Source organism: Kitasatospora sp. NPDC015121, assembly GCF_055562955.1.
The window spans coordinates 37544-58769 of the sequence record NZ_JBVHEH010000023.1 but is presented as its reverse complement, the minus strand read 5'-3'; the positions used below and the strand labels follow the sequence as shown (position 1 = coordinate 58769).

Annotated in this window: 22 protein-coding genes; 10 read left to right on the top strand and 12 right to left on the bottom strand. The window is 74.7% G+C overall.

Translation table 11 applies throughout. From position 1 onward, the window contains the following. The first annotated feature begins 79 nt into the window (after positions 1-79). The 3 genes from ACZ3J7_RS29695 (at position 80) to ACZ3J7_RS29685 (ending at position 3952) form a co-directional block, all read left to right on the top strand. A complete protein-coding gene (locus ACZ3J7_RS29695; RefSeq protein WP_465626378.1) occupies positions 80-1549 on the top strand; it encodes a type III PLP-dependent enzyme domain-containing protein in 1470 nt (489 codons plus the stop codon). Next, positions 1549-3234 (top strand): N-acyl-D-amino-acid deacylase family protein, encoded by a 1686-nt coding sequence (locus ACZ3J7_RS29690; protein WP_465626376.1) that lies wholly within the window; start codon positions 1549-1551, stop codon positions 3232-3234. The genes ACZ3J7_RS29695 and ACZ3J7_RS29690 overlap by 1 nt, the downstream gene beginning before the upstream one ends. A gap of 70 nt (positions 3235-3304) precedes the next feature. Continuing rightward, complete coding sequence (locus ACZ3J7_RS29685; RefSeq protein ID WP_465626374.1) at positions 3305-3952, top strand: bifunctional 4-hydroxy-2-oxoglutarate aldolase/2-dehydro-3-deoxy-phosphogluconate aldolase; 648 nt, start codon at positions 3305-3307, stop codon at positions 3950-3952. A 152-nt stretch (positions 3953-4104) separates the two neighbouring features. Here ACZ3J7_RS29685 and ACZ3J7_RS29680 read toward each other — a convergent pair whose 3' ends face one another. Beyond that, positions 4105-4689, bottom strand: coding sequence for a peroxiredoxin-like family protein (locus ACZ3J7_RS29680; RefSeq protein ID WP_465626372.1), 585 nt, complete (start codon positions 4687-4689; stop codon positions 4105-4107). Between the two features lie 76 nt (positions 4690-4765). Here ACZ3J7_RS29680 and ACZ3J7_RS29675 point away from each other — a divergent pair, with 76 nt between their 5' ends. Then, positions 4766-5446, top strand: coding sequence for a TetR/AcrR family transcriptional regulator (locus ACZ3J7_RS29675; protein WP_465626370.1), 681 nt, complete (start codon positions 4766-4768; stop codon positions 5444-5446). A 13-nt stretch (positions 5447-5459) separates the two neighbouring features. Here ACZ3J7_RS29675 and ACZ3J7_RS29670 read toward each other — a convergent pair whose 3' ends face one another. The 4 genes from ACZ3J7_RS29670 to ACZ3J7_RS29655 all read right to left on the bottom strand — a co-directional run bounded on the left by ACZ3J7_RS29670 (position 5460) and on the right by ACZ3J7_RS29655 (position 9022). Beyond that, positions 5460-6095: a hypothetical protein gene (locus ACZ3J7_RS29670; RefSeq protein ID WP_465626369.1), complete on the bottom strand. Its 636-nt coding sequence runs from the start codon at positions 6093-6095 to the stop codon at positions 5460-5462. A 251-nt stretch (positions 6096-6346) separates the two neighbouring features. Continuing rightward, the gene (cobM, locus tag ACZ3J7_RS29665; RefSeq protein WP_465626367.1) at positions 6347-7087 is read right to left on the bottom strand and encodes a precorrin-4 C(11)-methyltransferase; all 741 of its coding nucleotides are present in this window, start codon (positions 7085-7087) and stop codon (positions 6347-6349) included. Next, complete coding sequence (cbiE, locus tag ACZ3J7_RS29660) at positions 7084-8427, bottom strand: precorrin-6y C5,15-methyltransferase (decarboxylating) subunit CbiE (RefSeq protein WP_465626365.1); 1344 nt, start codon at positions 8425-8427, stop codon at positions 7084-7086. Before cbiE ends, cobM begins: the two co-directional genes overlap by 4 nt. Before the next feature lie 148 nt (positions 8428-8575). After that, complete coding sequence (locus ACZ3J7_RS29655; RefSeq protein WP_465626363.1) at positions 8576-9022, bottom strand: MarR family winged helix-turn-helix transcriptional regulator; 447 nt, start codon at positions 9020-9022, stop codon at positions 8576-8578. A 210-nt stretch (positions 9023-9232) separates the two neighbouring features. On the opposite strand from ACZ3J7_RS29655, the gene ACZ3J7_RS29650 reads away from it, so the two are divergent. After that, positions 9233-10378 carry an alpha/beta hydrolase family protein gene (locus ACZ3J7_RS29650; protein WP_465626361.1) on the top strand — a complete coding sequence of 382 codons (1146 nt, stop codon included), beginning with the start codon at positions 9233-9235 and terminating at the stop codon, positions 10376-10378. 38 nt (positions 10379-10416) lie between these two features. On the opposite strand, the gene ACZ3J7_RS29645 is transcribed toward ACZ3J7_RS29650, so the two are convergent. Next, positions 10417-10920, bottom strand: coding sequence for a hypothetical protein (locus ACZ3J7_RS29645; protein WP_465626359.1), 504 nt, complete (start codon positions 10918-10920; stop codon positions 10417-10419). 246 nt (positions 10921-11166) lie between these two features. On the opposite strand from ACZ3J7_RS29645, the gene ACZ3J7_RS29640 reads away from it, so the two are divergent. Together ACZ3J7_RS29640 and ACZ3J7_RS29635 are read left to right on the top strand one after the other, a co-directional pair. Next, positions 11167-11754, top strand: coding sequence for a hypothetical protein (locus ACZ3J7_RS29640; RefSeq protein WP_465626357.1), 588 nt, complete (start codon positions 11167-11169; stop codon positions 11752-11754). Positions 11755-11841: 87 nt separating this feature from the next. Beyond that, positions 11842-12378 (top strand): HAD domain-containing protein, encoded by a 537-nt coding sequence (locus ACZ3J7_RS29635; RefSeq protein WP_465626355.1) that lies wholly within the window; start codon positions 11842-11844, stop codon positions 12376-12378. Positions 12379-12486: 108 nt separating this feature from the next. Here ACZ3J7_RS29635 and ACZ3J7_RS29630 read toward each other — a convergent pair whose 3' ends face one another. Together ACZ3J7_RS29630 and ACZ3J7_RS29625 are read right to left on the bottom strand one after the other, a co-directional pair. After that, positions 12487-13071 (bottom strand): TetR/AcrR family transcriptional regulator, encoded by a 585-nt coding sequence (locus tag ACZ3J7_RS29630; protein ID WP_465626353.1) that lies wholly within the window; start codon positions 13069-13071, stop codon positions 12487-12489. A 430-nt stretch (positions 13072-13501) separates the two neighbouring features. Then, positions 13502-14116 carry a TetR/AcrR family transcriptional regulator gene (locus ACZ3J7_RS29625; RefSeq protein WP_465626351.1) on the bottom strand — a complete coding sequence of 205 codons (615 nt, stop codon included), beginning with the start codon at positions 14114-14116 and terminating at the stop codon, positions 13502-13504. A 37-nt stretch (positions 14117-14153) separates the two neighbouring features. Here ACZ3J7_RS29625 and ACZ3J7_RS29620 point away from each other — a divergent pair, with 37 nt between their 5' ends. Beyond that, entirely contained in the window at positions 14154-14480 is a 327-nt protein-coding gene (locus ACZ3J7_RS29620) for a rhodanese-like domain-containing protein (protein ID WP_465626349.1), read from the top strand. A 24-nt stretch (positions 14481-14504) separates the two neighbouring features. Here the strand turns inward: ACZ3J7_RS29620 and ACZ3J7_RS29615 are convergent, their stop codons facing one another. Further along, positions 14505-16064 (bottom strand): carboxyl transferase domain-containing protein, encoded by a 1560-nt coding sequence (locus ACZ3J7_RS29615; RefSeq protein ID WP_465626347.1) that lies wholly within the window; start codon positions 16062-16064, stop codon positions 14505-14507. 222 nt (positions 16065-16286) lie between these two features. Between ACZ3J7_RS29615 and ACZ3J7_RS29610 the strand changes: the two genes are divergently transcribed. Beyond that, positions 16287-16799: an RrF2 family transcriptional regulator gene (locus ACZ3J7_RS29610; RefSeq protein ID WP_465626345.1), complete on the top strand. Its 513-nt coding sequence runs from the start codon at positions 16287-16289 to the stop codon at positions 16797-16799. 188 nt (positions 16800-16987) lie between these two features. Continuing rightward, the gene (locus tag ACZ3J7_RS29605; protein WP_465626343.1) at positions 16988-18169 is read left to right on the top strand and encodes a globin domain-containing protein; all 1182 of its coding nucleotides are present in this window, start codon (positions 16988-16990) and stop codon (positions 18167-18169) included. 190 nt (positions 18170-18359) lie between these two features. Here ACZ3J7_RS29605 and ACZ3J7_RS29600 read toward each other — a convergent pair whose 3' ends face one another. Genes ACZ3J7_RS29600 through ACZ3J7_RS29590 form a run of 3 tightly spaced genes read right to left on the bottom strand, consistent with a single transcriptional unit; the run spans position 18360 to position 21207 of the window. Further along, entirely contained in the window at positions 18360-19322 is a 963-nt protein-coding gene (locus ACZ3J7_RS29600) for an alpha-ketoacid dehydrogenase subunit beta (protein ID WP_465626341.1), read from the bottom strand. Beyond that, positions 19319-20293: a thiamine pyrophosphate-dependent dehydrogenase E1 component subunit alpha gene (locus tag ACZ3J7_RS29595; RefSeq protein WP_465626340.1), complete on the bottom strand. Its 975-nt coding sequence runs from the start codon at positions 20291-20293 to the stop codon at positions 19319-19321. The genes ACZ3J7_RS29600 and ACZ3J7_RS29595 overlap by 4 nt, the downstream gene beginning before the upstream one ends. After that, a complete protein-coding gene (locus tag ACZ3J7_RS29590; protein ID WP_465626339.1) occupies positions 20290-21207 on the bottom strand; it encodes a phytanoyl-CoA dioxygenase family protein in 918 nt (305 codons plus the stop codon). Before ACZ3J7_RS29590 ends, ACZ3J7_RS29595 begins: the two co-directional genes overlap by 4 nt. Positions 21208-21226 lie beyond the last annotated feature (19 nt).

Here is a 21226-nt window from a genome sequence, read left to right as displayed (position 1 = left end):
CCAACATGCGCAATACAGGTTGCACATGTTGCAACTCCCCAGCTCGTGCGTGGGCCGGGGTTCGAACGGAGGTGCGGCGATGGACGAGACGGCAGCAGGCACGGACGCGGTGACGGGTATGGAGGCCGCCGCGGCGACGGGCGTGGAGGCCGACGCGGCGACGGGTGCGGACGCGCGTCCGGAGGCGGAGGCGGAGGCGGTGACCGGCTCGGACGCGAGCGCCGGGGCGGCCGCGGAGCAGCGGCGGGAGCGCCACTTCGCCGACCCCGTCCACGGCCCCGGCATCGACACCGCCGCCGTCGCCGCCCTCGCCGACGAGACCATCGACTTCCGCTTCAAGGCCCTCCCCGCCGACGCCCACGGCCGCACCGTCCGCGACTGGCTCGCCACCCGCCCCACCCTCGACGGCCTCGGCACCCCCCTGCTCACCCTCGACGCCGCCGCCCTCCGCCACAACCTGCACACCATGGCCGCCTGGTGCCGCGCCGCCGGCGTCCGCCTCGCCCCGCACGGCAAGACCACCATGGCGCCCGCCCTCTGGCAGGCCCAACTCGCCGCCGGCGCCCACGCCATCACCCTCGCCAACCTCCCCCAGCTGCGCGTCGCCCGCGCCCACGGCGTCCAGCGCCTGCTGCTCGCCAACACCCTCCTCGACCCCGCCGGACTCGCCTGGATCGCCGGCGAACTCGACCGCGACCCCGACTTCGCCTTCGCCTCCTGGGTCGACTCCACCGACAGCGTCCACCTGATGGACGCCGCCCTCCGCGCCGCCGGCGCGCAGCGCCCCGTCGAGGTCATCGTCGAACTCGGCGGCCCCGGCGGCCGCACCGGCGCCCGCGGCGTCCCCGCCGCCCTCGACGTCGCCGCCGCCGTCCTCGCCGCCCCCACCCTCCGCCTGGCCGGCGTCGGCGGCTACGAGGGCGCCCTCGCCCACGACGCCTCCGACACCGCCCTCGCCACCGTCCGCGGCTACCTCGCCGACCTCGCCGACCTGCACCGCCGCCTCGCCACCGACTACCCCACCCCCACCCCGATCGTCACCGCCGGCGGCAGCGCCTACTTCGACACCGTCGCGCAGGAGTTGACCCCCCTCGCCCGGCAGGTCCCCGGCACCGCCGTCATCGTCCGGGCCGGCGCCTACCTCGCCCACGACGACGGCTTCTACCGGGGCATCTCCCCGCTCGCCCGGGACGCCGCCGCCACCCCGCTGCGCTCCGCCATGCACGGCTGGGCCCGGGTCGTCTCCCACCCCGAGCCCCGACTCGCCCTGCTCGACGCCGGAAAGCGCGACCTCCCGTTCGACGAAGGCCTCCCCGAACCCCAACTCGTACGCGGCCACGGCCCGTTGACCGGCGCCACCGTCACCGCCCTCAACGACCAGCACGCCTTCCTGCGCGACGCCGGCCCCGCCGCCCCGATCGGCGCCGTCCTGCGCCTCGGCCTCTCCCACCCCTGCACCGCCTTCGACAAGTGGAGCCTGATCCCCGTCCTCGACCACGCCGACACCGAGAACCCCCGCGTCGTCGACCTGGTCCGGACGTACTTCTGATGGCCGACCTGCTCCTGCGCGGCGCCACCGTCATCGACGGCACCGGCACCGACCGCCGGCAGGCCGACGTCACCGTCACCGACGGCCGCATCGACGAGATCGGCCGAGGACTGACGGGACGTCAGGTCATCGACGCCGAAGGCCTCGTCCTCGCCCCCGGCTTCATCGACATGCACGCCCACTCCGACCTGCGGATCCTCCTCGAACCCGACCACCCCTCCCGGATCACCCAGGGCGTCACCCTCGAAGTTCTCGGCCAGGACGGCCTCTCCTACGCCCCCGTCGACGACGCCACCCTCGCCGCCCTGCGCCGCCAACTCGCCGGCTGGAACGGCGACCCCGCCGACGACGAGTTCGACTGGAACTGGCGCACCGTCGCCCAGTACCTCGATCGCCTCGACGCGGCTGCGGGTGCGGGTGCGGGTGCGGGTGCGGGTGCGGGTGCGGGTGCGGGTATGGGTGCCGGGGCTGGGGCGGGGGTCGCCGTCAACACCTGCTACCTCGTCCCGCACGGCAGCGTCCGGATGCTCGCCATGGGCTGGGACAACCGCCCGCCCACCGGACCCGAACTCGACCGGATGAAAGGGCTGTTGGACGAGGCGCTGACGGACGGCGCGGTCGGCATGTCCACCGGCCTCAGCTACACCCCCGGCATGTACGCCGACACCGCCGAACTCGTCGAACTGTGCGCCGTCGTCGCCGCCCGAGGCGGCTTCCACGCACCCCACCAACGCTCCTACGGCGCGGGCGCATTGGAAGGCTACGCGGAGATGGTCGAGATCTCCCGGCGCTCCCGCTGCCCGCTGCACCTCACGCACGCCACCATGAACTTCGGCGTCAACGAAGGCCGCGCCGGGCAGTTCCTCGCCCTGGTCGACGCCGCCCTCGCCGACGGCATCGACATCACCCTCGACAGCTACCCCTACCTGCCCGGATCCACCACCCTGGCCGCCCTGCTGCCCAGTTGGTCCACCGAAGGCGGCCCCGAAGCCACCCTCGCCCGCCTCACCGACCCCACCGCCCGCGAACGCATCCGCGCCGACGTCGAGGAGCACGGCAGCGACGGCTGCCACGGCGTCGTCACCGACTGGGACACCATCCAGATCTCCGGCGTCCGCAACAGCTCACTGGCCGCCGTCGTCGGCCGGAAGGTCTCCGAACTCGCCGCCGAACAGGGCCGCACCGGCACCGAAGTCTTCTTCGGCCTGCTGCGCGCCGACCAGTTGGGCACCACCATCCTCCAGCACGTCGGCCACGAGGAGAACGTCCGCGCCATCATGCGGCACCCCGTGCACACCGTCGGCAGCGACGGACTGCTGGTCGGCGCCCGCCCGCACCCGCGCGCCTGGGGCACCTTCCCCCGCTACCTCGCCCGCTACAGCCGCGAGTTGGGCGTCCTCACCCTCGAACAGGCCATCGCCCGGATGACCGGCCGCCCCGCCCGCCGCCTCGGCCTCGACCGGCGCGGCCTGATCCGCCCCGGCTACCACGCCGACCTGGTCCTCCTCGACCCCGACACCGTCCGCGACACCGCCACCTTCGACCAGCCCAGGCAACCCGCCGACGGCATCCGGCACGTCCTGGTCAACGGCGTCGCCGCCCTCACCGACGGCAAACCCACCGGCGACCTGGCCGGCCGCGCCCTGCGCCGAGGCGCCGACCGGAAGGTCCGGGCGCTGGACTGAGCACACCCGGGGGGCCGAACCCCAGACATCACGAACAAGCTCATTTCGAACAGGAGTTGGCAGGATGGGAATGGACACCACGGACCTGCGCGCGGACCCGCGCGCCGACCTCCGCGCGGCACTGACCCGGCAACCGGTGATCGCCGTGGTGCGGGCCCCCGTGATCCCCGACGCGGTCGCGCTCTGCGAAGCACTCGCCGAAGGCGGCATCGCCTGGACCGAACTCACCTTCACCACACCGGACGTCACCCGCCACCTCGCCCGCGCCGCCGAAGCCGGCTGCCGGATCGGCGTCGGCACCGTGCTCACCCCCGACCAGGCCCGGGCCGGCATCGCCGCCGGAGCCCGCTTCCTGGTCACCCCCGGCCTGCGCCCCGCCGTCGCCGACGTCGCCCGCGAAGCCGGAATCCCGGTCGTGATGGGTGCGTTGACCCCCACCGAGGTCGCCGACGCCGTCGACCTCGGCGCCGCCGCCGTCAAGATCTTCCCCGCGAAGGCCTTCGGCCCCGGGTATTTCAAGGACCTGCGCGGCCCCTACCCGGACGTCCCGCTGGTCGCCTCCGGCGGCGTCAACGCCGGCAACGCCAAGGCCTTCCTCGACCACGGCGCCCTGGCCGTCTGCGCCGGCACCGACGTCGTCCCCCCACAGGCCGTCGCGGACGGCGACTGGGCCGACATCACCCGCCGCGCCAAGGAGTTCGTCGCCTCGCTCGGCTGAGCGCGGCTGAGCACGGTTGAGCGCGGCTGAGCACGGCCGGACAGGGCTGGGTTCTGCTCGGTGGGCGCACCCTGCTGCCGCCCCGGACCGGCCGCACCGCCGCAGCGACCGGGTCGGGGCGACCGGGTGGGGGCGGACGGGTGGGGGCGGGTTCAGCCGTGCTGGGGGAGCGGTGCCGCCCGGTGCCCGGCGGCCAGGGCGAGGACCTGGTCGACGCTCCAGTGGTCGGCCGCGTGGGTGCCGTAGTGCGCGGCGGCGACCCGGCCGTCCGAGGTGAGCAGGAAATCGGCGGGAAGCCCCAGCCGGCCGCCCAACGGGCGCGTGGCGGGCGGGCGTTCGCGGCCGCGCAGGACCAGCGGCACGCTGCGGGCCAGCGCCCGGGCGATCGACGGCCAGGCCCGCGGGTCGAGCAGGGCGCGCGCACCGCGCTCGACCCCGTACGCCCGGTAGAGCCGCTGCTCGGGATCGGCGAGCAACGGGAACGGCAACCCCTCGGCGTAGGGCCGCAGTTCGGCGGCGGGCGAGTGGAAGACGGCGATCTCCCGCACCCCCGCCTCCCGCAACTCCGGGTGCTGGACGGCAAATCCGCGCAGGTGCAGGTTGCAGATCGGACAGCCCGCGAAGCGGCGGAACTGCAGGTGCGTCAGTCCGCCCACGGGCGGCGGCGGCAGGGGCGCGTCGGCGGCGTCGGTGGCGGGGAGGGGCGGTGCGGTGGTGCCGGCCCGGAGTCGGGACACGTGGTCTCCTCGGTGGATCCTCGTAGGTGTAGACCGTACGCCAAAACTGTAGGCGTATGGCGTACGCTGTCAACCCATGCCCCGTCCACGCTCCCTCACCACCCGCCAGATCGCCGCCGCCGCCCTCACCGTGATCGACCGCGACGGTCTGCCCGCCCTGTCCATGCGCACCGTCGCCACCGAACTCGACCGCCGCACCATGGCGCTCTACCGCTACGTCGAGGACCGCGAGGAACTCGAATGCCTGGTCGTCGACCTCGCCCTCGGCACCGTCCTCGACCGCCCCGCCCCGCCGGGCACCCCGGCCCCGCCGACCACCCCGGCCCCACCGGCCACCCCGGCCACCCCGGCCCCGCCGCGACAACGGCTGCTCGCCCTGCTGGGACTGCTGCGCGAGGCCGTCGGCGCGCACCCCGGCGTGCTGCCGCTGACCGTCCGGCACCACGGCGGCTGCCTGCCCGTACTGCGCTGGCGCGAACGGCTGCTGGAGACGCTGGCCGATGCCGGTCTGGACGGCCCGGCCCGGGCGGCGGCGCTGCACGCGCTGGTGTCGTACGCCATCGGGGCGCTCGAGGTCGAGCACCAGGCCACCACCAACGCCGGTCCCGGCCCGCTCGTCCCCGAGGCCTTCCCCCTGCTCACCGCCGCCCTGACCACCCGCGCCGCCACCGACCCGGCACGCGCCTTCGCCGACGGCGCGGGCACCGTGCTCGACGGCCTGGGCATCGGCCGGGGCGGGGGCGAGGGAGGGAAATGAGGCCGGGACGGGCTCAGAGCGCGTCCAGGCCCGCCACCGGGTCCGGGCCGCTCCACTCCTCCGGGTCCTCGTCGTCGTCCGGCAGGCCCGTCACGTCGAACACCTCGTCCGCCGCCCGGACCGCCGCCCGGTACGCCCCGGCGTCCCGCACCGGGTGCAGCGCCCGCGCCCCGGCCGGGCCGACGGTCAGCACGCCGAGCGTGTAACGGTCCTCCGGCCCCGGCCAGATGTGGTCGCGCACCACCGCGAACCCGCCCCGCCCGCCGACGTACCGCGCCGCACCGCCGATCACGGACAGGAACCACAGCGGATCGCGGAACGACTCGCGCTGCACGGTCAGGTTCACCACCGTCAGGGTCCGCGCGGCCTCGTCGTACCCCAGCGAGGCGAGCCCCGGCTCCTCCGCCGTCCGCAGGAACGCCCGCAGTTGGGCCCGGTGGTCGTCGCCGTCCGTCAACCACCGCTCCACGGTGGCGGCGTCGGGCCCGGGGTGCATCGACCACGGCAGCCCGCCCGTCCCACCGGGCCGGTCGCACCACCCCGTCAGCTCCTTCCACCCCGCCCACGGCCCGGACGGCGCGGCCAAGTAGGCACGCAGCGCCGCCGGTTCGAGGTGCAGCCGGGCCATCGCGGAGTACGGTTCGGACATCGGGAGACCTCTCGTCGCCGGCAGGGCAGGGCGGAACGCCAACGCGCCGATCCTGCCAGCCCGCTGCGACAGCCCGCGGAGCCACCCTTCGGTGCCTGCCGGTCCGGCTGTGGCGGCCCTGGACCGGCCCCTGTCGCGAGCCCCGGCGTCAGCCGCGTGTGAGGCTCAGGCCGTCCCGGCGCCGGTAGCGCGCCACCGGCAGCGCGCCGCCGGGACGGCCTTCGGCATCCGCCGCATCCGCCGTACCCGCGTCAGCGGGCCCGGGTCGTCGAGTACAGGTGGCTGTCGCGGAACTCCGTCGCGGCCAGGGTCCGCCCGACGATGATGACGGCCGTCCGCAGCACACCCGCCGCCTGTACCTGCAGGGCGATGTCCCCGAGCGTGCCGCGCAGCACCAACTCGTCCGGGCGGCTGGCCATCGCGACCACCGCCGCCGGGCAGTCCGGACCGTAGTGCGGCAGCAACTCCTCCACCACGCTCTCCACGTAGCGCACCGCCAGGTGCAGCACCAGCAGCGCCCCGCTCTTCCCGAGCACGGCGAGCTCCTCGCCGGGCGGCATCGGCGTCGCCTGCCGGGCCACCCGGGTCAGGATCACCGTCTGCCCGACCGTCGGCACGGTCAACTCCCGCTTCAGCGCCGCCGCGGCCGCCGCGAAGGCGGGCACGCCCGGCACCACCTCGTACGGGATGTCCGCCGCGTCCAGCCGCCGCATCTGCTCGGCCATCGCCGAGAACACCGACGGGTCGCCCGAGTGCAGCCGCGCCACGTCCAGGCCCGCGCCGTGCGCGCGGACGATCTCCGCCAGGATCTGGTCCAGGTCCAGGTTCGCGGTGTCCACCAGCCGGGCGTCCGGCGGGCAGTCCGCCAGCAGCTCCGGCGGCACCAGGCTGCCCGCGTACAGGCACACCCCGCAGCGGGCCAGGGTGCGCTGGCCGCGCACCGTGATCAGATCCGCCGCACCCGGACCGGCGCCGATGAAATAGACCGTCACTTCGCTCCTCCTCCTGCCACTGCTCCGTCCGCACCGGACTCCCCGGCGCTCCCGCTCCCGCCTCCGCCCGCGGCTCCGTCCGCTTCGCCCCCCGCCCCCTTGACCACGCTCCACTGGGTCACCGGCATCGCCTGCCGCCACCCCGTGAACCCGCCCACCGGCACCGCGTGCGCGACCGACAGCTTCACCAACTCGCCACCTTGGCGCCGGTACCACTGCGTCAGCAGCGCCTCCGACTCCAACGTCACCGTGTTCGCCACCAGCCGTCCACCCGGAGCGAGCGCCGCCCAGCACGCCTCCAGCACCCCCGGGACCGTCAACCCGCCACCGACGAACACCGCGTCCGGACGGCCCAGTTCGGGCCCCGACGCGACCAACTCGGCCAACGCCGCCGGCGCCGCCCCCCGCACCACCCGCAGCCGGGGCACCCCCAGTGCGGCCGCGTTCCGGACGATCCGCTCCACCCGCACCGGATCGCGCTCCACACTCACCGCCCGACAACTGCGGTGCGCCCGAAGCCACTCGATGCCGATCGAACCCGAGCCGCCGCCCACGTCCCACAGCAGCTCACCCGGCGCCGGCCCGAGCGCCGCCAGCGTCGCCGCCCGGATGTGACGCTTCGTCAACTGGCCGTCAGACTCGAAGAGTTCGTCCCGCAGTCCCGGAACGAGCTGCTGCCGGGGTGAATCCGGCCCGACGGCCCCGGGGTCGAGCGCGCAGTCGACCGCCACCACGTTCAACGGATCACCGGGCGCGGACGGCCAACCCACCGCCACACCCTCGCGCACCGCCTCCGCCGGACCGCCCAACTGCTCCAGCACCCGCAGCCGGCTCGGCCCGTACCCCCGAGCGGTCAGCAGCTCCGCGACCCGCGCCGGCGTCGACGCGTCCGCGCTCAACACCAGCAGCCGACGGCCCGGGTACAGCGCCGCGTGCAGCGACTCGACCGGCCGGCCCACCAGCGTCACCACCTCGGTCTCCTCCACTGGCCAACCCAACCGGGCACACGCCAGCGACACCGAGGACGGATGCGGCAGCACCCGCAGCGACTCCACCGGAACCCCGCACTCCAGCAGCGTCCGGCCGATCCCGTGGAACATCGGATCACCACTCGCCAGCACCGCCAGCCGCCGCCCCGCGAACCGCTCCAGCAGCCCCGGCACCGACGGCGGCAGCGGCGACGGCCACGGCACCCGATCCGCCGTCACCTCCACCGGCAGCAACCCCAACTGGCGCCCTCCGCCGAGCACCACCTCCGCCGCCTCCAACGCCTCCCGCGCCGCGCCCGAGAGCCCCGGCCAGCCGTCCGCACCCACCCCCACGACGGTGATCGCAGACACGCGCAACTCCTCACGGCTCGGGTACGGGGCAGCCGCAGCCTACCCGCAGCCGACCGGCGTACCCCCCACGAGCTGCGGAGATCCACCGTGCGACATTGGCCACACCGGGACGGCCCCCATCGCCGGCCGACCGGGGACCGGTGTGCGGTCAGCCGAGCTCGGCGGCGGCGCGCTGCAGGGCCCGGGCCGCCCGGCCCATGAAATCCCGGAAGCGCTCCTGCTCGGCCTCGGTGAACTCGTCGGCCAGGCACTGTTCGACCTCGGTCGCCCGCTCGTCCGCCAGCTCCAGCGCCGCCCGCCCCCGATCGGTCAGCCGGGTCTCCAGCACGTTGCGGTGCCAGCGGTGCGGCGCCCGCTCCACCAGCCCCCGCTCGGTCAGGTGCCGGAGCAGGACCGCCATCGCCTGCGGAGTGACCTGGCAGGCCCGAGCCAGCCCCGCCCCGCTGATCCCCGGACTGTCGGCGAGCACGTACAACGCCGCGTACTGCGGCACGGTCAGCCCCGCGGGCTCGACCGCGAGGCGCTTCGCGGCCAGCAACTCCTGGCCGGCGCGGTGCAGGTCGACGCCGAGACGGTCACCGGCAGGCATTCCCATGCGGCGATGCTACAGGGTCGGCGAAATCAATCCGTTTCGTTGACAGTCGTCAATTGATTGATGATGATGGCGCTCATTGATGATCGCGATCGAATCGGGATCGGGATCAGCGCCGGAGCGGTTGCCGGACGAGCGGCACCGTCAGTTCCCCGTCGATTTGTCGATCTATTAGCTTGCCAGGACCGCCCAGCTCCGGAGGACCACGCCACCATGACCGACCTCTCCTTTCTCGCCGCTCCCGGCATGGCGGCCGGCTTCATCGCCGAGACCCGCCCGCGCGCCCACGGCGCGGGCATCGACCTGTACGAGTACGACCGGGTCACCGCCTCGGTCGACTCGCTGGTGCACTGGCCGGAGACCTGCCGGGCGGCGGCGCTCGCCCATCGGACCCGGGCCGAGGAGGCCGCCGGGCTGGGCCGGATCCGCACCGCCGGTCGGCCCCACCGGTCGGCGGCCCGCTGGTTCCACTTCGCCTCCCTGCTGCCGGACCCGGACCCGGAGCGGGCCGCTGACGTCGCCGTCGAGGCCGACCGGTCGATGGCTGCCTACCTCGCACTGCTCGAACCCCGGGCCCGGCGGATCTCCGGTGCGGGCTACGCGGGGTGGCTGCGCCTGCCGGAGGTGGGGGAGTCGGGGGAGTCGGGCGAAGAGGGGTACCCGCTGGTGGTGCTGGTGCCCGGGATGGACTCCTCGAAGGAGGAGTTCCACCGGCCGGCTGACGCGCTGCTGGCCCGAGGAGTGGCCGTCCTGGCGGTGGACGGGCCCGGGCAGGGCGTCCTGGCCGCCGGTCCGGCGCTCGGCCCCGCGCACCGGGCCGCGCTCGGCCGGGCCCTGGACCACGTCCTGAAGCAGCCGGCGGAGTCGGCTCCAGGCATGTCGGCCGAGATGACGGGCGGCAGGGCGGGCGGTGAGGCGGTCGGCGGTGTGGTGGACCCGGGGCGGGTCGCGGTGCTCGGGCTCAGCCTCGGGGGCTACCTCGCCGCCGACCTGGCCGCGCACGACCCGCGGGTGCGGGCGGCGGCGCTGGTCAGCGGACCGTACCGGCTGGAGTGGGACGCACTGGTGCCGTTCGTCACCGCCACGCTGACCCGGCGCTGCGGCGGCGCGGAGGCCGCCCGGGCCTTCGTCGAGCGGCTCGACCTGGCCGCCCTGGCACCGCACCTGCGCGACCTGCCGCTGCTGCTGGTGGAAGGGGGCCGGGACCGCATCCCGGGCGTCACCAACGCCGCCGCCCTCGGCGCGGACCTGCCGCACGCCGAGCTGCTGCACGTCCCGCACGGCAACCACCTGCTCGGCAACGCCCTGCCGGACTGGCTCCCCGACACCGCCGACTGGCTCGCCGACGTCCTGGGGTGAGCGGGCGGGAACGGCGGAACGCGAAGGGTGCACGGGCGTCACTCCACCCGGAAGCCGCCGCGGACCGTGGCGCGTTCGAGGTAGTCGATCCACTCCGCCCAGGCCGCCCACTCCGTCTGGGTCGGCCGGGTCGTCCGGGGTAGCTGCCCTCGGAGCACCACGGCCCTGGTCCACGCGGGGTGGGCCGCGAGGGTGGCCAGTGCGGACCGGATCTCGGCGGGCGTCACCAGCCAACCGTCGTTGGTGCCGCCGAACTTGTACGCGGGTATGCCCGAGGGCCGTTCGTCCTGCCAGTCGGTCACGACCCGGCAGGCGGCCCGGAACGCCCGCATGCGCTCCGACGTCCTGCCGTCGAGGACGGCCGCGAAATCGGCCGGGGCCAGGCCGTGTTCGGCGGGCGACGGCCAGGGCGGCGGCTCTTCGTACGACAGCATGCCGAGGCGTTCCATCGTCCGCCGGACCGGTCTCATCCCGGCCGAGTCGAACCGGTACGCGGGGTCTCCGGCGCCGTCCGGCCGCTCGAAGGTCAGCTCCCAGCCCATCGCCACCACCCTTCCCTGCCAAGCGCGTTGCCGCACACCGTAAGCCACGGCACGCCACCGGGCCCACCGCCGTCCGGGCGGAGACCGGGACCAGTGGTCTTCCTCCGCGCGGATGACGAGGCTCCTCCCGGTGGCGGACGCGGGTCGGCGGCGCCGGCTGCGACCTTTGACTCCGTCCCCGTGCGCGGCCGTGGAGCACGGCGGAGCCGGGGCGCGGTCGTTCGGCTCGTCGGGAGGAGAAGGAAAATGACGTGGCGTCGGATGGTTGCCGGATTGCTGGCGGGGGCGGCCGGGGTGGCCGGGACGTGCCTGGTGGTGCCGGCCGCGCGGGCCGCCGTAGTCGCGCCCGCGCCGAGGGGCGCTGTCGCGCTGTACGGGCAGGTCGGCCTCGGTCCGCAGAGTGCGCCCCTGCCCGGGTTCGGTGACCTCACGCTGAGCGTCGACGCCCGCGCACAGGGGCGCCTCGGCGGCACGGGGCGGGCCGTCATCCAGCACAAGTTCCTTACGCAGCAAGGTGGTTGGGAAGGAACGGTACGGGTCGAGGTAGATGTCGACTGCCTCATCGCGGACGGCGACACCGCGACCGTCACCGGAACGGTGCGGTCGCTGACCTACGCTGTCCCGCCCGGCACGGCCGAACCGCCCCGGCCGCCGGACGGCTGGCACCCGGAGACCGGATTCAGCTTCTCGCTCGACCGGGCGCAGCAGGGAAGGGTGGGGTGGTCGGGCGTCCCGGACCCGGGCGACCCGACCGCCCCGCCGGTGACCGCGAAGTGCGCGGCCCCCACCCCCGACCTGTACGTGATCGAGGGTGGGTACCGGTTGCGACGATGAGACGTGCGGCCCACCGCCCGGACCGGTACCGGCCGGACCGGTACGGTCGGAGCGGCGCCCCGCGGGCAGGGCTGGCAGGATGCGGGGATGGAGTCACTCCCACCGCTGCTGTACCTCGACGTCGACGGCCCGCTGATCCCGTTCGGCGGTCCGGCCGGGCGGCAGCCGGAGTACCTGACGCCCCACCGGATCCGTGAGGTGCTGGGCGCGGAGGTCGCCGATAACCCGCTGCTGACCAGGCTCGATCCTCGGCGCGGGGCGCGGATCGCCGGGCTGGACTGCCGCCCGGTGTGGGCCACCACCTGGGAGCACGAGGCCAACATCTGCGTCGCCCCGCTGCTCGGACTGCCCCAACTTCCCGTGCTGGAAGAGCCGGACGGCACGGATCCGCCGACCGCGTCGGGCGCCCTTCCACCGGGCGTGCACTGGAAGACGCCACTGCTGGTCGGCCACGCGGCGGGCAGTGCGTTCGCCTGGGTGGACGACGAGATCGGTGCGGCCGACCGGTCCTGGGTGGCCGCCCACCACGCCGGGCCCGCGCTGCTGCTCCGGGTCGACCCCCGACTGGGCCTGACCGAGCAGGACTTCACCGTCCTGGAGGAGTGGCTGCGCCAACCGTACTGATCGCGAAGGACGTTCGGCGAAACCTGCCCTCAGCCGGTGTCCGTCGCGGCCGGGACGGTCGGCCGTGCCGCAGCCTGTTGCCGGGAGTCCCGCCAGGCGCCTGGCGACTCAGGCGTGTGCGTGGGGGCGGGGGCGGAAACCGTCGAACAGGATGGCGAGGGTCCGGTCCCGGGCTGTGGGTTCCCACTGGCTGCGCTCGGCGGCCAGGCACATCGCGGCCAACAGGGCCATGGCTTCGGTGAGTTGCAGGTCGGAGCGGAGGGCGCCCTGCTGCTGCGCCCGGGTCAGCAGGGTGTCCAGCGCGGTGCGCAGGGCGGCGGCCGCCTCGGAGGTGCCGGCCTTGACGTCGATGCCCGCGTCGGCGAGCACCTCGGCGAAGGCGCGCATCCGGCTCGCGTTGTCCACGACGGCGGTGAAGAACGCGAAGAACGCCGCCCCGGCGTCCGCTGCTTCGACCAGGGTGCCCGAGTAGTCGGCCAGTTGGAGCATCCGGGCGACCATGATGCCTTCGAACAGGGACTCCCGGGTGGGGAAGTGCCGGTAGATGGTGCCGAGTCCGACGCCGGCGGTCTCGGCGACGGCCCGCATCGAGGCCGTCGCGCCGTCGCGGGCCAGCACCGACTCCGCTGCGGCCAGCACGCGTTCGCGGTTGCGTCGGGCGTCCGTGCGCAGCGGGCGGGAGTTCTCGGGCATGCCTTCCCCTGACTGGTACTCGGTGGTGGGTGGTTGGCGGCGGACGTTCGGCGGCGTGCGCCCTGTTCTGGCGCCTTGTCAGGCGTAGCGGCTATCCCGTGCGCTCGAAGCGGAACGTTCGATCCGGATCCTAGCGGCTCGCGGCCTTTGCGTGCGGGCGGGCCCGGGGGTGGGTGCGAACGCGGAGGGGAGGGCGGGAACGGAGCAAGTAGGGCTCGGCGCGTCGGGGTTGAAGGTCAAGCGCGTCCGCCCGGATCGGGTTCGGCTGCGGCCGGGTCGGCGAACGCGGCGGCCAAGCGGTCGCGTTGGGTCGCGGGTGGGCGGCGCAGCTCCCCGGCCGGAGGGGGATCGGTGGGCGGTGGCGTTCGTGGCGGGGGCTCCGGTGAAGTGCGGCCGCCGGGACGGCGGCGGGTCGGGTTGCCACGTCGCGTCATGACACGGAGCGGGCGAGGTGGAGCAGGCCGGCGCGGATCCGCTGTTCGCCGAGTTCCGGGAGGAGTGCGGAGACGTGGTCGGCGGCCAGGGGGGCGAGCAGGGCGTGGGCGGCGTGGTCAGGGTCGGGTGCGGCGGGGAGCAGGATCGCCACGTGGCGGTGCCAGAACCGATAGGCGCCGATCCGGTAGCGGGCGCCGGGGGCGGCGGTTTCGGACATCCGGACCAGTGCGAGGTGTTCCAGCAGGTAATCGAGGTAGGCGTCGAGGAACGCGGTCAGGCGCTGGTCGGCCGGGGCTCCGGGGCCGAGCGGGGGCGGCCCGTGCAGGACCGCCTCCTGGAGCACCCGCTCGCGGGCGTCCAGGAGGGCGGCGGCCAGCCCCGACTTGTCGCCGAACCGGCGGAACAGGGTGCCCTTGCCGACGCCCGCGGCCGTGGCGACCTGGTCCATGGAGACCGCCTCGACGCCCTGTTCGGCGAACAGTCTGGCGGCCGCCTCCAGTACCGCGACCCGGTTGCGGGCCGCGTCCGCGCGTTCCTTGGGGGGCGGAGTCCGCAGGAGTTCCAGGGGCGTTGCGGAAGCGGACTGCGGTCCGTTACTGTTGTGAGCCATAACAGGACTGTAGTCCGATTCCCCTGGAGGCAGTGGCATGACCGCACTCATCACCCGCGACGAGCTGGCAGTGGCGATCAAGGGCGGCGCCGTGACCGTCGTCGACACGCTCGGCGGCGAGTACTACGCCCAGCAGCACCTCCCCGGCGCCCTGGTGCTGGTCCCGGGCGCCGTCTACGCCGAAGCGTCCACCCTGCTGCCCGACCGCGACGCCGCGATCGTCACCTACTGCTCCGGCCCGACCTGCCCCAACAGCGGCCAGGTCGCCGACCGGCTCACCGCCCTCGGCTACGCCAACGTCCGCAAGTACCGTGAGGGCATTCAGGACTGGGTCCAGGCCGGGCTTCCCACCGAATCCGCCTGACCTCCGCCGCGCGACGAGCCGCCGTCAGTCGGCGAACCCGACTCCCGGCGCCGGGAGTTCCGTCTCCTGACGCACGGGGGAGGGGCCGCCGAGACGGCGGTTGCGGGCGGCCCGGGCGGCGAGGCGTTCGGTGTCCGGAAGTCGGGCGAGCTCGGCGAGCGCGGCGCTGACGGCGGCGGCGAGGCGGTCGCGCAGCTCGGCCGGGTCGGCGCCCTCCGGAACGACCTGGTCGACCAGGCCGGTGGCGGTCAGGGCGGTGGCGGTGATGCCCTGGGCGCGGGCGAGTTGAGGTGCGTGGTCGCCGTCGCGGTGGACGATCGCGGAGGCGCCCTCGGGGGGCAGCGGGGCCAGCCAGGCGTGCTCGGCGGCGAGCACCCGGTCTGCGGGCAGCAGGGCGAGCGCCCCGCCGCCGCTGCCCTGGCCGAGCAGGACGGCCAGCACGGGGGTGCGCAGCCCGACCAGCGTGGTCAGGCAGGCTGCGATCTCCAGTGCCACACCGTCGAGTTCGGCTTGGACGGAGAGCTCCGCACCGGTGGTGTCGACCACCGTGAGCAGCGGCATCCCCAACTCCTCGGCGATCTGCGCCTGACGCCGGACGGCCCGCAGATCGGCCGCCGTGACCGGCAGTTGGGGCTGGTCGGGTCCCTGTCGCTGCTGGGCGACGACCATGACGGGGCGCCCGCCGATCAGCGCCAGCCCACGGACCAGCGCGCTGTCGCCGTCCAGCGGGAGGAAGGACTCGGCGGCGTGGTAGAGGAGTTCGAGCGCGGTGAGGCGGTCGGGGCGGCGGCTGAGCAGCACCGACTCCCAGGCGTCCGACGGCCCGGGAGCGGCCGGCGGGACAAGGGCGGCCGACGGGACGGGAACGGGCGATGGGACGGGGGCATCCGACGCGGGGGCATCCGAGGGTGCGGACGCGGGGCGGGCGGTGAGGACGGTGAGGGCGCGGGCCAGGAAGGCGCGCAGCCGTTCGGGCGGGACGATCGCGTCCAGCCGGCCGTGCGCGGCCAGCGTCTCGGAGCGTTGGACGGCCGGCGGCAGCGGTTCGCCGCGCAGCTCCTCGTACACCCGGGGGCCGAGGAAGCCGAGCCGGGCGCCCGGTTCGGCGAGCACCAGGTGGCCGAGGGTGCCCCAGGAGGCGAACACCCCGCCCATGGTGGGGTTGCGCAGGTACGTCAGGTAGGGGAGTCCGGCGGTGCGGTGGGCGTGGACGGCGGCGGTGACCCGGACCATGCACAGGAACGCGGCCGAGCCCTCCTGCATCCGGGTGCCGCCGGAGACCGGCAGGGCGAGCAGCGGCAGGCGTTCGGCGGTGGCGCGCTCCACGGCCCGGGTGATCCGCTCGGCGGTGGCCACGCCGATCGAGCCGCCGAGGAAGGCGAACTCGCAGGCGACCAGCGCGATCGGACGCCCGTCCAGCAGGGCGCGTCCGGTCAGCACGGCCTCGTCCAGGCCGGTGCGGGCCCGGGCCCGGGCCAGCGCGTCCCGGTAGTCGGGGTCGGCGTACTCGGTGGTGACCGGCTCGTCCCAGCTGTGGAAGGTGCCGGGGTCGACCAGCAGGTCGAGGAGTTGACGTGCGGTCACCGGGGCCTCCGTCGTACGGGGGTGGGGCGGGGAAGGGCGGAGCAAGGGGTCGTGCGGCCGAGGCTAGCGGGGCGGCGAGGTGCTCGGTGGGCGCGCCGCACGGTGGTGAGCGAGATCACCGCCCCGGGCCTCCGGCGTCTGGCGCGGCGGGGGTCGGGATGTGAGGCAGCAGACACCGGCTTAATTGGTATCCAAGATGCTTAATTGGCTAGAGTCAGGCCCGTGAGGCTGACCAAGAGCACCGACATCGCCCTGCGCATCGCGATGCGCCTGGCGGTGCTGGACGAGGACCAGACCCCGACCACCCGCGAGGTGGCCGAGGCGGTCGGCGTCCCGTACAACCACGCGGCGAAGGTGGTCAGCCGACTCCAGCACCTGGGCGTGGTCGAGGCCCGGCGCGGCCGCGGCGGAGGGCTCGCCCTGACCGCCGCCGGGCGCGCCGGTTCGCTCGGCCGGATCGTCCGGGAGCTGGAGGGCGTCGGCGACGTGGTCGGCTGCGAGGACGAGCCGCCCTGCCCGCTGCGCCACTCCTGCCGGCTGCGCGGGGCGCTGCGACGCGCGCAGGAGGCGTTCTTCGCGACGCTCGACCCGCTGACCGTGGACGACCTGGTCGCCGACGGTGGTGGTGACGCCGGTGACGGCGCCGGTGCCGGTCCGGTCCTGTTGGGGCTGCCGGTGGTGCCGGTCGGCCCGGTCGGCCCGCCGGGCGCGGGGCCGTTCGGCCCTTCCGCCTAGCCGTCCGTCGGACGAGCATCGAGGCGAGCGCAAGGCGCCTCCCGCGCCCCGGGCGACCTCCGCGATGGTCGGTGACGGTCGGTGCCAGGTAGGGCCGGTCCGTAGTGACGAGCAGTGGCCAGCCGGTCGGCCGGCTGGTTTTCTCACGCTTTTTAATACGCATCTCAGATGCGAGTTTGGAGTTTCGGATGCTGTCCGAGAAGTCCGCGCAGACCGTACGCGCCACCCTGCCCGTGGTGGGTGCGGCGATCGGGGAGATCACCGGCTCGTTCTACGGCCGGCTGTTCGCGGCCCACCCCGAGCTGCTGCGCGACCTGTTCAACCGGGGCAACCAGGCCGACGGAAGCCAGCGCCAGGCGCTGGCCGGCTCGATAGCCGCCTTCGCCACCGCCCTGGTCGAGCACCCCGACCGGCGCCCGGACGCCATGCTCGCCCGCATCGCGCACAAGCACGCCTCGCTCGGCGTCGCCCCCGACCAGTACCAGGTGGTCCACACTCACCTGTTCGCCGCCATCGTCGAGGTGCTCGGCGACGCCGTCACCCCCGAGGTCGCCGCCGCCTGGGACGAGGTCTACTGGCTGATGGCCAACGCCCTGATCGCCATCGAGGCCCGCCTGTACGAGGAGAGCGGCACCCGCGGCGAACGCCGCCCGTACACGGTGGCCTCCCGCACCGCCGAGACCGCCGACGTCGCGACCTTCCTGCTGCGCCCCGCCGACGGCGGGCCGGTGCCCGCGCACAAGCCTGGCCAGTACGTGTCGGTGCAGGTCGAACTCCCCGACGGCGCGCGGCAGATCCGCCAGTACAGCCTCTCCGGGCAGCCCGACGGCGGTCTGCGGATCACCGTCAAGAAGGTCGTCGGCGACCCGGCCGGCGAGGTCTCCAACCACCTGCACCAGCACGTCGACGTGGGCGCCACGCTGCAGGTCAGCGCCCCGTTCGGCGACGTGCAGCTGGCCGACGGCGACCGGCCGGTGCTGCTGGCCTCGGCCGGCATCGGCTGCACCCCGATCGTCGGCATGCTCGCCCACCTCGCCGAGTCCGGCGCCACCCGCAGGGTGATCGCCGTGCACGGCGACCGGCGGGAGTCCGCGCACGCCTTCCGCGCCGAGTACGCGCAGCTGGTCGACAAGCTCCCGAACGGCGAGGCGCATGTCTGGTACGAGCGCCCCGAGGGCGAGTGGCCCGCCGCGCGCACCGGCCTGGTCGACCTGGCCGGCCTGGACGTCCCCGCCGACGCCGTCGCCTACCTGTGCGGCCCGCTCCCGTTCATGCGCGCCGTCCGCACCCAGCTGCTCGCCGCCGGCGTCCCCGCCGCGGACATCCACTACGAGGTCTTCGGCCCGGACATGTGGCTCGGCCAGGCCTGAACACCGGCCCGAGCGCGGGCCCGGCAGACGTCAACCACCCTGCGGCAGGCGGGGGATGACGCAAAGGGCCCGGCCCCGGAGCGGTGCGAACCGCTCCGGGGCCGGCGGCTGGCGGCCGGGGCCGGGTCAGGGCCGGGGCCGGGGCCGGGGCCGGGTCAGGGCCGGGGCCGGACCGGGTCGGGGTCGCCGGTCACTTCAGGACGGCCCGGATCGCGTCCCGCAACTGGTCGTCGCTCGGTTGCAGGGCGCGGTCCAGGGCGAGGGCGAACGGGAGGACCGCGCCGTCCGGGCGGGTGACCCGGCGGGGCGGGGCGAGCAGGCGGCAGTCCTCGGCGGCCACGGCCAGCACCTCGGCGGCGAAACCGGCGAAGCGGTTGGAGTCGTCGGCCACCACCAGTCGGCCGGTGCGACCCAGCGACTCCACCAGGGCGGCCCGGTCCAGCGGGTACAGGGTGCGCGGGTCGAGCACCTCCACCGAGGCCTCGCCCGCCAACTCCTCGGCCACCGCGACGGCCTGGTGCACCAGGTGGCCGACCGCGACCACCGTCACGTCGGTGCCCGGCCGCACCGTCCGGGCCCTGCCGAGCGGGACGGGCACCAGCGGCGCCGTCACGTCCTCCCGCACCCCCAGCGCACCCGCCGGGGCGAACAGCACCACCGGGTCGTCGTCCCGGATCGCCGAACTCAGCAACCCGTAGGCGTCGGTCGGCGTCGCGGGCGCCAGCGTCTTGATGCCGACGTGCGCGAACAGGCCGTACGGGTGGTCCGAGTGCTGGCCCGCCCAACCGCTGCGGGAACCCGAACCCGGCACCACCACGGTCAGCGGCACCCGGGCCTGCCCGCCCGTCATCAACGAGAACTTGTGCGCCTGGTTCGCGAGTTGCTCGAACACCAGGAACAGCAGCGACGGGATCTGCAACTCGATCACCGGACGCATCCCGTTCAGCGCGGCTCCGATGCCCGCCGAGGTGAACGCCTGCTCCGACAGCGGTACGTCCACTATTCGTTCGGTGCCGAAGCGTTGCTGCAGGCCCAGGGTCAGGCCGGCCAGGCCCGCGCCGACGTCCTCGCCGAACACGCACACCGCCGGGTCGGCCTCCAGCGCGTCCGCCAGCGCCCGGTTCATCGCCTTGGCGTACGACAACAGCGTCACAGTGCCGCTCCCGACCGGGGCCGCAGCCCGCTCGCGTACAGGTGGTCATTGGCCGTCGCCGGATCGGGCTCCGCCGAGGCCAGCGCGAACTCGGCCGAGGCGGCCAACAGTTCGGCCACCTCCCGGTCGATCTCCGCCGCCTGCCCGGCCGGCAGGCCGGTCGCCAGCGGGTCGCGCTCCCGCCAGGACGCCACTTCCTCGGCCGTCCGGTACGACAGCCGGAAGCGCCGCTCCATCGTGTGGTGGGCCTCGAACCGGTACGTCAGGCACTCCAGGAACGACGGACCGCCCCCCGTGCGCGCCCGCTCCACCGCCCGCTCGGCCGCCGCCCGGACCGCCTCCACGTCCATCCCGTCCACCGTCTCGGCCGGGATGCCGAACGCCGCCGCCCGGCCGCAGGCCGACCCGCCCACCGCCGAGGCGGCCGGCAGCGTCGTCGCGTAGCCGTTGTTCTCGCAGACGAACACCACCGGCGCCCGCCAGATCGACGCCAGGTTCAACGCCTCCAGCAGGACGCCCTGGTTGAGCGCGCCGTCGCCGAAGAACGAGGCCACCACGGTGGGTTCACCGCGCCGCCGGGCCGCCCAGGCCGAGCCGACCGCGATCGGCGCGCCCGCGCCGACGATGCCGTTGGCGCCCAGGATGCCGAGCGAGAAGTCCGCGGCGTGCATCGAACCACCCCGGCCGCCGTTCAACCCGCCGACCCGGCCCAGCAGTTCGGCCAGCAGTCGGCCCGGGTCGGCGCCCTTGGCCAGCACGTGCCCGTGCCCGCGGTGGGTCGAGGTCAACTGGTCGGTCGGCTCCAGCGCGGCGCACACGCCGACCGCCACCGCCTCCTGCCCGATGTACGGGTGGGTTCCGCCGACCACCAGCCCCGACCGCACCCACTCCAGGGCCAGCTCCTCGAACGAGCGGATCAGCCGCATCGTCCGGTAGCGCCCCGCCGGGTCCGCCAGGTGCGGCAGGCTCACCGGCCCGACCGCCACAGCACCGGGCAGAACTCCGGGTCCGCGTAGTCCGGCCGGCCGGCCGCGTCCCGCCGCACCACCGCGTCGTGGTTGTACACCACCGGCGAGCCGTCCGGCTTCAGGAACGAGCGGTACCGGTTCGCCCCGTCCTGCAGGTGCAGCGACACCGCCCGGCGCGGCTGCGCCGACCGGTTCGGGCCCGAGCCGTGGTAGGTGCGGCAGTGGTGGAAGGACACGTGCCCGCGCGGGATCTCCATCGGCACGGTGTGGACCTCGGTGCCGTTGAACTCGGCGTTCTCGTGCAGCAGCTGCTCCAACTCGGAGCGGTCCCGGGCCGCGAAGTGCCGGGTCGAGTCGTCACCGCCCGGCCGCTCCTCCCAGCGGTGGCTGCCGTCGACCATGGTGATGGTGCCCATCTCCTCCGTGCAGTCGTGGAACGGCAGGAACGCCGTCAGCATCCGCTGCGAGGTGGAGGTCTGCCAGTAGTGCTTGTCGAAGTGCCACGGCACCACGTTGCTCGGCTCGCCCGGCACCGGCGGCTTGAAGATCAGCGTCGACTGGAACAGCCGGATCTCCTCCGCCTGCGCGAGGCGGGCCGCGACCGCGCCCAGCAGCGGCTTGCGCAGGATCCGGCCGATCTCCTCGTGCTCGTAGTGCACGTAGTCGTTGTGCCGCTGGACCGGCCCGTCCGACGGCTTCCAGGACGCCAGGTGCGGCGGCCGGGCGGGGAGTTCACGGTCCCGCTCGCCCGCGTAGTAGCGCTCGGTGGCGGCCTGCAGCGCGTCCAGTTCGGCGTCGCTGAACAGCCGCCGGGACAGGTACCAGCCGCGCTCCGCGTACTCCAGCACCTCCTCGACGGTCGGCAGCAGCGCCGACTCCTCCTCGGTCAACTCGAACTGCTCCGTAACGGTGGTCATTTCGCGCTCCTCTCTCGTC

Excerpts from the sequence above, each read along its gene's own strand:
- ACZ3J7_RS29605 (WP_465626343.1), top strand. The coding sequence starts at position 16,988 with ATGCTGTCCGAGAAGTCCGCGCAGACCGTACGCGCCACCCTGCCCGTG.
- ACZ3J7_RS29670 (WP_465626369.1), bottom strand. The coding sequence starts at position 6,095 with ATGTCCGAACCGTACTCCGCGATGGCCCGGCTGCACCTCGAACCGGCG.
- ACZ3J7_RS29695 (WP_465626378.1), top strand. The coding sequence starts at position 80 with ATGGACGAGACGGCAGCAGGCACGGACGCGGTGACGGGTATGGAGGCC.
- ACZ3J7_RS29640 (WP_465626357.1), top strand. The coding sequence starts at position 11,167 with ATGACGTGGCGTCGGATGGTTGCCGGATTGCTGGCGGGGGCGGCCGGG.
- ACZ3J7_RS29625 (WP_465626351.1), bottom strand. The coding sequence starts at position 14,116 with ATGGCTCACAACAGTAACGGACCGCAGTCCGCTTCCGCAACGCCCCTG.
- ACZ3J7_RS29630 (WP_465626353.1), bottom strand. The coding sequence starts at position 13,071 with ATGCCCGAGAACTCCCGCCCGCTGCGCACGGACGCCCGACGCAACCGC.
- ACZ3J7_RS29675 (WP_465626370.1), top strand. The coding sequence starts at position 4,766 with ATGCCCCGTCCACGCTCCCTCACCACCCGCCAGATCGCCGCCGCCGCC.
- ACZ3J7_RS29620 (WP_465626349.1), top strand. The coding sequence starts at position 14,154 with ATGACCGCACTCATCACCCGCGACGAGCTGGCAGTGGCGATCAAGGGC.
- ACZ3J7_RS29635 (WP_465626355.1), top strand. The coding sequence starts at position 11,842 with ATGGAGTCACTCCCACCGCTGCTGTACCTCGACGTCGACGGCCCGCTG.
- ACZ3J7_RS29690 (WP_465626376.1), top strand. The coding sequence starts at position 1,549 with ATGGCCGACCTGCTCCTGCGCGGCGCCACCGTCATCGACGGCACCGGC.
- ACZ3J7_RS29645 (WP_465626359.1), bottom strand. The coding sequence starts at position 10,920 with ATGGGCTGGGAGCTGACCTTCGAGCGGCCGGACGGCGCCGGAGACCCC.
- ACZ3J7_RS29685 (WP_465626374.1), top strand. The coding sequence starts at position 3,305 with ATGGACACCACGGACCTGCGCGCGGACCCGCGCGCCGACCTCCGCGCG.
- ACZ3J7_RS29655 (WP_465626363.1), bottom strand. The coding sequence starts at position 9,022 with ATGGGAATGCCTGCCGGTGACCGTCTCGGCGTCGACCTGCACCGCGCC.
- ACZ3J7_RS29650 (WP_465626361.1), top strand. The coding sequence starts at position 9,233 with ATGACCGACCTCTCCTTTCTCGCCGCTCCCGGCATGGCGGCCGGCTTC.
- ACZ3J7_RS29590 (WP_465626339.1), bottom strand. The coding sequence starts at position 21,207 with ATGACCACCGTTACGGAGCAGTTCGAGTTGACCGAGGAGGAGTCGGCG.